Source organism: uncultured Gordonia sp. (genome assembly GCF_937858515.1).
In the GTDB taxonomy this organism is placed as follows: domain Bacteria; phylum Actinomycetota; class Actinomycetes; order Mycobacteriales; family Mycobacteriaceae; genus Gordonia.
On record NZ_CALLZT010000166.1, the window covers coordinates 1 to 9129 of the forward strand.

Annotated in this window: 8 protein-coding genes and 1 pseudogene; 5 read left to right on the plus strand and 4 right to left on the minus strand. The window is 65.7% G+C overall.

What is annotated here, in order from left to right:
- The 4 genes and pseudogenes from Q0627_RS15815 to Q0627_RS15830 all read left to right on the plus strand — a co-directional run.
- Positions 1-236: pseudogene (locus tag Q0627_RS15815) on the plus strand (ACP S-malonyltransferase); the annotation flags it as partial.
- A gap of 153 nt (positions 237-389) precedes the next feature.
- The gene (acpM, locus tag Q0627_RS15820; RefSeq protein ID WP_291016510.1) at positions 390-698 is read left to right on the plus strand and encodes a meromycolate extension acyl carrier protein AcpM; all 309 of its coding nucleotides are present in this window, start codon (positions 390-392) and stop codon (positions 696-698) included.
- Between the two features lie 3 nt (positions 699-701).
- A complete protein-coding gene (locus Q0627_RS15825; RefSeq protein WP_291016513.1) occupies positions 702-1967 on the plus strand; it encodes a KasA/KasB family beta-ketoacyl-ACP synthase in 1266 nt (421 codons plus the stop codon).
- A 36-nt stretch (positions 1968-2003) separates the two neighbouring features.
- Positions 2004-3455, plus strand: a complete 1452-nt coding sequence (locus Q0627_RS15830) for an acyl-CoA carboxylase subunit beta (protein ID WP_291016516.1) — start codon at positions 2004-2006, stop codon at positions 3453-3455.
- A gap of 104 nt (positions 3456-3559) precedes the next feature.
- Here Q0627_RS15830 and Q0627_RS15835 read toward each other — a convergent pair whose 3' ends face one another.
- From Q0627_RS15835 to fadD5, 4 genes are all read right to left on the minus strand, one after another.
- Positions 3560-4078 (minus strand): DUF3145 domain-containing protein, encoded by a 519-nt coding sequence (locus Q0627_RS15835; RefSeq protein WP_298811338.1) that lies wholly within the window; start codon positions 4076-4078, stop codon positions 3560-3562.
- Positions 4079-4183: 105 nt separating this feature from the next.
- Positions 4184-4999, minus strand: coding sequence for a serine hydrolase domain-containing protein (locus tag Q0627_RS15840; RefSeq protein ID WP_291016520.1), 816 nt, complete (start codon positions 4997-4999; stop codon positions 4184-4186).
- A 25-nt stretch (positions 5000-5024) separates the two neighbouring features.
- Positions 5025-6155: an NDMA-dependent alcohol dehydrogenase gene (locus tag Q0627_RS15845; RefSeq protein WP_291016521.1), complete on the minus strand. Its 1131-nt coding sequence runs from the start codon at positions 6153-6155 to the stop codon at positions 5025-5027.
- Between the two features lie 145 nt (positions 6156-6300).
- Positions 6301-7917, minus strand: a complete 1617-nt coding sequence (gene fadD5, locus Q0627_RS15850) for a fatty-acid--CoA ligase FadD5 (RefSeq protein ID WP_291016524.1) — start codon at positions 7915-7917, stop codon at positions 6301-6303.
- A 160-nt stretch (positions 7918-8077) separates the two neighbouring features.
- On the opposite strand from fadD5, the gene Q0627_RS15855 reads away from it, so the two are divergent.
- The coding region (locus tag Q0627_RS15855; RefSeq protein ID WP_298811344.1) for an acyl-CoA dehydrogenase family protein at positions 8078-9129 on the plus strand (1052 nt) is incomplete at its 3' end.

Sequence of the window (9129 nt, forward strand, 5' to 3'; positions counted from 1 at the left end):
TGTCCAACTCCGACGGCCTACCTGTAACGAACGGCGCCGACGCGCTGAACAAACTGGTAGGGCAGGTCACCCGTCCCGTGCGGTGGGATCTGTGTTTGGCTACGCTCCGCGACTCCGGCACCGCAGCCGTCGTGGAACTACCGCCCGCCGGAACACTCGTCGGCATCGCCCGGCGCGAATTGAAAGGGGTTCCCTCCCGCGCGATCAAAGCGCCCGAGGACCTCGATTCCCTCTGAACTTGGATAAACGGTCCCGGCCACAGCTGCCGCGATCACCCCGGAGACCGGTCACCGGTCATCCAAGCACCCACCCGCGCCGATGACGCGTGGTTTCGGGTTGCTCCGGATCGAACACAGCAAGAAGTCACATCACCAGAAGGGAGCCACACAGTGGCCGCCACCCAGGAAGAACTCATTGCCGGCATCGCCGAGATCATCGAAGAAGTCACCGGCATCGAGCCGTCCGAGGTGACCTTGGAGAAGTCGTTCGTCGACGACCTCGACATCGACTCGCTGTCGATGGTGGAAATCGCCGTGCAGACCGAGGACAAGTACGGCGTCAAGGTTTCCGACGAGGACCTCGCGGGCCTGCGTACCGTCGGCGATGTCGTCGCCTACGTCCAGAAGCTCGAAGCCGAGAACCCCGAAGCCGCTGCCGCGATCGCAGCCGCCATCGACGCGGACAAAAAGGACGCCTGACAAGTGAGTGGTTCCCTGCGCGAGTACTCCACGCTGGGTGGGAACTATCCGAGCGTGGTGGTCACCTCGATGGTGGCCACCACCAGCCTCGGTGCGGATCTCGACACCACCTGGCAGAACCTACTGGCCGGTCAGAGCGGTATCCGCGAACTCACCGACCCGTTCGTCGAGGAATACAACCTGCCGGTCCGTATCGGCGGCCGACTGGTTGAGGACCCCGCCCTGGAGGTCAGCAGGGTCGAGGCCCGCCGGATGGCCTACGTCGAGCGCGTCGCGCACATCATGAGCAAACGCCTGTGGGAGCAGGCGGGCACACCCGACGTAGATCCCGATCGCCTCGCGGTCGTCGTCGGCACCGGTCAGGGTGGCAGCGACTCGATGGTCGACAACACCTTGCTGATCCGGGACACCAAGAACTACCGCAAGATCTCGCCACTGGCCGTGCAGATGGGCATGCCCAACGGTCCGGCCGCGGTGGCCGGTCTCAACATCGGAGCTCGCGCAGGGGTCATCACACCTGTGTCGGCCTGCTCGTCCGGGGCCGAAGCCATCGCACACGCGTGGCGGCACATCGTCATGGGCGACGCCGACATGGTGCTCTGCGGTGGTGTCGAGGGAAAGATCGACGCACTGCCGATCGCCGCTTTCTCGATGATGCGGGCCATGAGTACCCGCAACGACGATCCCTCGGCCGCGTCCCGGCCTTTCGACAAAGACCGGGACGGTTTCGTGTTCGGCGAGGCGGCGGCCCTGCTGATCATCGAACGTGAAGACCACGCCAAAGCGCGCGGCGCGCACATCCACGCCCGTCTGCTCGGCGCCGGAATCACTTCCGACGGTTTCCATCTCGTCGCCCCCGACCCCAGCGGTCAGGGCAACGCACGCGCGATGGCACGGGCTCTGCAGACAGCGGGTCTGACCAAGTCGGACATCTCCCACGTCAACGCGCATGCCACCTCCACGCCCATCGGCGACACCGCCGAGGCGGTCGGTATCAACTCGGCCGTCGGCACACATGCGGCGATCTACGCACCCAAATCGGCCCTCGGCCACTCGATCGGCGCAGTCGGGGCGCTCGAATCGGTGCTGACGATCAAAGCTGTCGAGGACGGCATCATCCCGCCAACCCTCAACCTGGAGAACCAGGACCCCGAGATCGATCTCGACGTGGTGCACGGCGAGCCCCGATCTCTCCAGATCGAGTACGCGCTGAACAATTCGTTCGGTTTCGGCGGCCACAACGTGGCGCTCGCGTTCGGCCGCTACTAGCGACCGCCACCACACCCGACATCTCAGGAGACTCCGATGACCACATTGGCTCCCATCCATGGCCGTAGTGACGCAGCGGATCCTCGCGATCCGCTGCTGCGCCTGACCAACTTCTTCGACGAAGGCACCATGTCGTTGCTGCACCCGCGCGACAAATCCGGTGTGCAGGCGGCCGTGGGCCTGGTCAACGGTGTCCGCACGATCTCCTACTGCACCGACGGCACCGTGATGGGCGGTGCCATGGGGATCGTCGGGTGCAAACACATCGTCAACGCCATCGACACCGCCATCGCAGAACAGGCACCGGTCATCGGTATCTGGCACTCGGGTGGCGCACGCCTTGCCGAGGGCGTCGAAGCGCTGCACGCCGTCGGCTGCGTCTTCGAGGCGATGGTGCGGGCATCGGGTTATGTACCGCAGATCTCCGTCGTCGTCGGCTTCGCCGCAGGCGGCGCCGCCTACGGGCCGGCGCTCACCGACGTCGTCATCATGGCCCCCGCCGGGCGGGTATTCGTCACCGGACCCGACGTCGTCAAGAGTGTCACCGGCGAGGACGTCGACATGGAGGCGCTCGGCGGACCGCTCACCCACGGAAAGAAGTCCGGCGTCTGCCACATCGTCGCCGACTCCGAACCCGACGCCTACTGGCGCGCGCGGCGCTTGGTGTCCACCTTCAGCCGCCAGGGCAACTTCAACCTCGCGCAGGCCGCCGCCGGCGACACCGACCTGCGCGCGTTGCTGCCCGAATCTCCGCGCCGTGCCTATGACGTGCACCCCATCGTCGAACAGCTCCTCGACACCCAGCTCGACGCCGGTCGCGACAAGACCATCTCCACGTTCGAGGAGATCCAGGCCAAGTGGGCGCCCAACATCGTCGTCGGATTCGGTAGACTCGCCGGCCGCAGCGTCGGCGTCATCGCGAACAACCCGCTGCGCATGGGCGGCTGCCTCAACTCCGAAAGTGCCGAGAAGGCATCGCGTTTCGTCCGGCTCTGCGATGCCTTCGGCATCCCCCTGGTCGTCCTCACCGACGTCCCCGGCTACCTACCGGGCGTCGGCCAGGAATGGAACGGCGTCGTACGCCGCGGCGCCAAACTGCTCCACGCGTTCGCCGAATGCACCGTGCCCCGCGTCACCCTCGTCACCCGCAAGATCTACGGCGGCGCCTACATCGCCATGAACTCCCGCGCACTCGGTGCCACGGCCGTCTACGCCTGGCCCGGCTCCGAGGTCGCCGTCATGGGCGCCAAAGCGGCCGTCGGAATCCTGCACAAGAAGGCGCTCGCCGCCGCCCCCGACGACGAACGCGAAGCGCTCCACGACCGCCTCGCCGCCGAACACGAAGCGATCGCCGGCGGCGTAGGCCGGGCCCAGTCCATCGGCGTCGTCGACGAGATCATCGATCCGGCCAAGACGCGCAGCATCCTCGCCGAAGCCCTCGCCTCGGCGCCCGCCCGCCGGGGACGCCACAAGAACATTCCCCTATAAGGGGAGCACCCGAACAAGAAGACAATCAGGCGCCGACAGTCAGCTGTCGGCGCCTGATTTCGTCGGGTGGGCGGCAACCCACCGGGAGGTGTTCGGGGGTATTGTCAGCCCACTCGCTGGGTGAGCCAGGTAACTTCGGCGCCGGCGCCGCCCATGCGGAAGGCTTCGAGCGCGACGTCCCAGGCGGTGCCGAGGGCGGCCTCGACAGCCCCGGCGAGGCCGACGCTGTCGGGCTGGGAGTCGAGCATCGCACGCAGTTGCATCTCGCCGAGGACTACATCGCCGTTGGCGCTCATCGACCCGCGCCACAGGCCGAGGCCGGGCACGTAGGCATAGCGTTCACCGTCGACGCCTTCACTGGCGTCCTCGGTGACCTCGAAGCGCAGCGCGGACCATTCGCGCAGCGCAACAACAAGTCGCGCGGCCGTGCCGACGGGTCCGGTCCAGTCGACCGTGGCCCGTTGCAGACCTGCTTCCGCTTCCTGCGCCGTCCACTTAAGGTTCGCGCGCGCATTCAGCGTCGACGACAAGGCCCACTCGACATGCGGGCACAGCGCCACTGGCGCGGAGTGGATGTACACCACTCCTGTCGTCAGTTCCGCAAACTGATTCAGATTGCGCACTGGTTTCACCTCCGGGTTTCGACGAGGAACGTCTTCCCCAACACACCTCATCGATGCCCGGATTTACTGATGTTGACTATTGTGCCTCAAGTGGCTCATGTTGCGCTAGTTTTTAGTGAGACTCCTGACGACAATATCGTTGAAGTCGCTCCACAGTGGTTTGGCCCACGTTCCGAACTCACGATCTGTGAGTACCACGCATCCGGCACCCAGCGCAGGATCGACCCACACAAATGTGCCCGATTGCCCGAAATGCCCAAAAGTCTCCGGCGAGTTGCCTCGGCCCGTCCAGTGTGGCGCCTTGTGTGAGCGAATCTCGCACCCCAATCCCCAGTCGTTGGGACGATGTCTGCCATAGCCGGGAACAAACCCGTCCAATCCAGCAAACCACACACTGCGTGCGCTGTCGGCGAGTTCATCCGACAGCACCGTGGGACGCAGCATATCGCGGGCGAACCGCGCGAGATCATCGACGCTCGACCGGGCTCCGTGACCTGCCGGTCCCAGCAGCCGCGTCGACGGCATCCCGAGCGGCTCGCAGACCGCCTCCCGCAGGTATTCGCCGAACTCGATACCGGTGGCGTCCTGCACCGTCTCTGCGAGCACCTCGAAGCCGGAGCTCGAATAGATGCGTTTGGCGCCGACTGGTGCCTCGACGTCTCGCGTGGCGAATGCCAGTCCGGAAGCGTGCGCCAGCAGGTGGGCGACGGTGGCACCGGGCGGCCCGGCCTCCTGATCCAGCTCGATCGCGCCTTCTTCCACGGCCACGAGCACCGCCTGCGCGACCAGCAGCTTGGTGACCGACGCGAGCGCGAAGACGGCCGACGTGTCGCCATACTCCTCGACGACGCCGTCGTCCGTTATCACAGCCGCCGAGACCGAGCCGACCGGCCAGGTACTCAGCGAATCGAGGATCGGCACGCCCGTGAGCGTATCGCAGCGACTGTCACCAATCTTCTTCGGTATAGCGGATGACGCCGCGGATGTTTTTTCCGTCGAGCATGTCCTGATAGCCCTGGTTGACCTGATCGAGCCGGTACTGCCGGGTGATCATGTCCTCGATGTTGAGCTTGCCCATTTTGTACATCGACAGCAGCTGCGGGATATCCAGCTTGGGGTTGGCGCCACCGAAGATCGAGCCCTGCAGATTCTTCTGCAGCAGCGTCAGCATCGCCAGGTTCAGCGTGACCTCGCTGTCCATCATGCTGCCCATGCCGGTCAGCACGCACGTACCGGCCTTCGCGGTGATACCCATCCAGGTATCCACGTCCTTGCCGTGCACCTCACCGACCGTGACGATCACCTTCTGGCACATGTGCCCGTAGGTGAGCTCGGCGATCTTCCCCGCCGCCTCGGCCACCGACTCGAAAACGTGGGTGGCACCGAACTTGAGTGCCTGCTCACGCTTCCACGGCACTGGGTCGATGGCGAACACGTAGCGTGCCCCCGCGATGACCGCACCCTGCAGCGCGGCCGTTCCGACCCCGCCGACACCGACGATCGCGACGTCCTCGCCGGGGCGGACATCGCCGCTGCGCGTCGACGATCCGTAGCCGGTGGGCACACCGCAGCCGACCAGCGCGGCGACCTCGAACGGGATGTCCTTGTCGATCTTCACCGCCGAGGCCTCGTGCACCACCATGTACGGCGAGAACGTGCCGAGCAGCGTCATCGGGTAGACGTTCTCACCCTTGGCGGTATGGATGCGGAATGTGTGGTCCGACACCGCCTCGCCCTGAAGAAGGTAGGCGCCGAGATCGCAGAGGTTGGCCAGACCGCGCTTGCAGGACGGGCACTTGCCGCACGACGGGACGAACGAGAGCACCACATGGTCGCCGACCTCGAAGTCGGTGACGCCCTCGCCGAGCTCGATGACCACGCCCGAGCCCTCATGACCACCGAGGACCGGAAAGCCTGCCAGCGGGATACCGCCGGTCATCAGGTGATGATCGGAGTGGCACATCCCGGCCGCTTCCATCCTGATCTTGATCTCGTGCGGCTGCGGGTCTCCTAGCTCGAGCTCCTCGATCTCCCAGGGCTGGTTGTTGGCCCGGATCAGCGCGCCTTTGGTCTTCACTCACATACCTCCACACATCTGCCGACGCGGTCCGCCTCGGTGCCGCGCCCCGCCGCCACCGGCGGGTGATATGTGACGACCCTAACCATTTTCCACCAGAAATGAAACGTGTTCTAGTTATTGGCGCGCCGTCCGGGCCACTCCGCTAGACCGCGTGACCGGCGAGCCCGGCGTCCTTGCTGCCGTACGACGATCGCAGCGACGGCTTCACGATCTTGCCGCTGGCATTGCGCGGCAGTTCCGGCACGAGAACCAGGTCCTTCGGGTGCTTGTAGCGGGCGAGATGATCGTTGAGATGCGGCTCCAGCTCCTCAAGGGTCATATCGGCGCCGTCGTTGGTCACCACCACCGCGACCGGCACCTCACCCCACTTGGGGTCGGCCCGCCCGATGACCGCGGCCTCCAGGATCCGCGGATGCGCGGCCAATGCGTTCTCGACCTCGGCGCAGTAGATGTTCTCGCCGCCGGAGATGATCATGTCCTTGGCCCGGTCGACCACGTAGATGAAACCTTCGGAGTCCCGGCGCACCAGATCGCCGGAATGGAACCAGCCGCCGCGGAACGAGTCGGCCGTACCTTCGGGGTTCTGCCAGTACCCGAGCATCAGGTTGGGGCCGCGGTAGACGATCTCACCGACCTCCCCGTCGGCGACGTCGTTCATCGCCGGATCGACGATGCGCGCGGTGACCGCCGGGATGACCTTGCCGACCGACCCGAGCTTGCGCTGCGCGTCCTTTCCTTCGAGCACACAGGTGATCGGCGACATCTCGGTCTGGCCGAACACCGCGACGTTGAGGGCATCCGGGAACGTCGCGTCCATCGCTTTGAGCACGGTGTCCGAGGCGGGCGCCGCACCCCAGCTGATGATGCGCAGCGCCAGATCGCGCGGCTTGGCCTGCTGGGCGGCGCACACGGCCTGCCACTGGACAGGCACGAGGAAGATCGATGTGGTGCGTTCGGTTTCCAGGGCGTCGAGCAGCTCGTTCGGGTCGAACGCGCCGAGCGGATGGATCACCGACAGCGCACCCATGTAGAACAGCGCCGACATCGCGCCGATCGCGGCGATGTGGAACATCGGCACCACCATCGACCCGATGTCGTCGGCGCGGGTCTGCAGCTCACGCAGACAGGTCACCGCCTGCGCCTGCATGTTCTGATGGGTCAGCATGGCGCCCTTGGGTTTTCCGGTGGTTCCCGAGGTGTACATGATGAGCGCGACGGACTCCTCCGGCACGTCGATCTCCGGCAGATCGTCGGCACCTTCGGCCAGCAGCGTCTCGTAGTCGAGGTGCGCGGGTGAGTCCGATCCACCGACGACGATGATCTGCTCGATGCCCGGTGCGGCGGCCTGGACCGCGCCTGCCAGCGGCGCGAGCAACGTCTCGGTCACGACCACCTTGGCGCCGCTGTCGGACACGAGGAAGGCGATCTCCGCCGGGGCCATGCGGATGTTCACCGGGACCGCGATCGCGCCGAGGATGTTGGCACCGAAGATCGCCTCGACGTATTCGGAGCGGTTGAGCATGAGCAGCAGCACCCGATCACCGAAGCCGACGCCGCGGCGATGCAGCGCCGCGGCGAAGGCGTGCGACCGGGCGTCAAGTTCGGACCAGGTGGTGACCTTGCCGGCGTACTTGAGCGCGGGTGCGTCGGGAATGGTCAGCGCATGGCGGCGGACCTGGTTGTTCCAGTGGTTGCGCCGTGAGCGCAGCGGCTCGGTGACACGGCCGTCCGCGCCGTCTGACAGGTCGGCAGAAGTCATCACATCTCCTCATATGTCTGATTCGTTTGGTTCAAGCTACTTGCTCCATGAGACATGGAACACCATCCCCGGGTAGAAGATATACGATATATGTTCTACAGTCAGTCATACGTTCACCACCGCGGGCGCACACCGCGGCATCCGTCCCGGAAGGACCCCCATGGTTGCGTTCACCGCCGAACAGCGCGCATTCGCCGACTCCGTCGCCGACTTCTGCCAACGCGAGACAGGCACCCGAGCCCAGCGCGACGTGCTGACCAATCACGGCACCGAACTGCATTCGCAGGACCTGTACAAGAAGATGGCCGAACTCGGCTGGACCGGGATCGTCGTGCCCGAGGAGTACGGCGGCTCGGGCGCCGGCAACGTCGAACTGTGCATCCTGCTGGAGGAATGTCTGCGCGGCGGTGCCCCGATCGGCGGCATCGGCCCCACTCTCATCACCGCAGCCGGCTACCAGAAGTTCGCCGCCGAGGACATGAAACGCGACGTGCTCGCCGGCGTCGTCGCCGGTGACTCACTGTCGGTGTCGATGTCCGAACCTGAGGCCGGGTCCGATGTGGCGGCCCTGACCTGCCGCGCCGACAAGGTCGACGGCGGCTGGCTGATCAACGGGCAGAAGACGTGGTGCTCCAATGCGCACTTCGCGCGGTCGATCCTGCTGATCGCCCGCACCGACAAGAGCGGCAAGAAGCACGAGGGGCTCACCCAGTTCCACGTTCCGGCAGGAACTGCCGGCCTGGACATCCGCGGCATCGACACCCTCGGCGGCCGCGAGGTCAACGACCTGTACTTCACCGACTGCTTCCTGCCCGATTCGGCCGTCGTCGGGCAGGTCGGCAACGGCTGGAACCAGCTGATGGCCGGACTGAACACCGAACGCCTCATCCTTGCCGCGATGCAGCTCGGGCTCGCCGAACGGTCGTTCGCGCAGACCCTGCAGTTCATCACCGAACGCAAACAGTTCGGCCGTCCGATCGGCACCTTCCAGGCGCTACGGCACCGGATGGCCGACCTGGCCACCGAGATCGAATGCACCAAGCTGCTCGTGTACTCGGTGGCGCAGAAGGCCGACGACAACCCCGACAAACTGCTCCCCCGCGAGGCGTCGATGGTGAAGCTCAAGGCCACCGAGACGTCCAAGCGGATGACCATCGACGCGATGCAGATGATGGGCGGCTACGGCTACGCCACGGAGTTCGACGCCGAGGC

Bases quoted from the DNA above. Each gene is read 5' to 3' on its own strand.
- Q0627_RS15830 (WP_291016516.1), top strand. From the start codon at position 2,004: ATGACCACATTGGCTCCCATCCATGGCCGTAGTGACGCAGCGGATCCT.
- fadD5 (WP_291016524.1), bottom strand. From the start codon at position 7,917: ATGACTTCTGCCGACCTGTCAGACGGCGCGGACGGCCGTGTCACCGAG.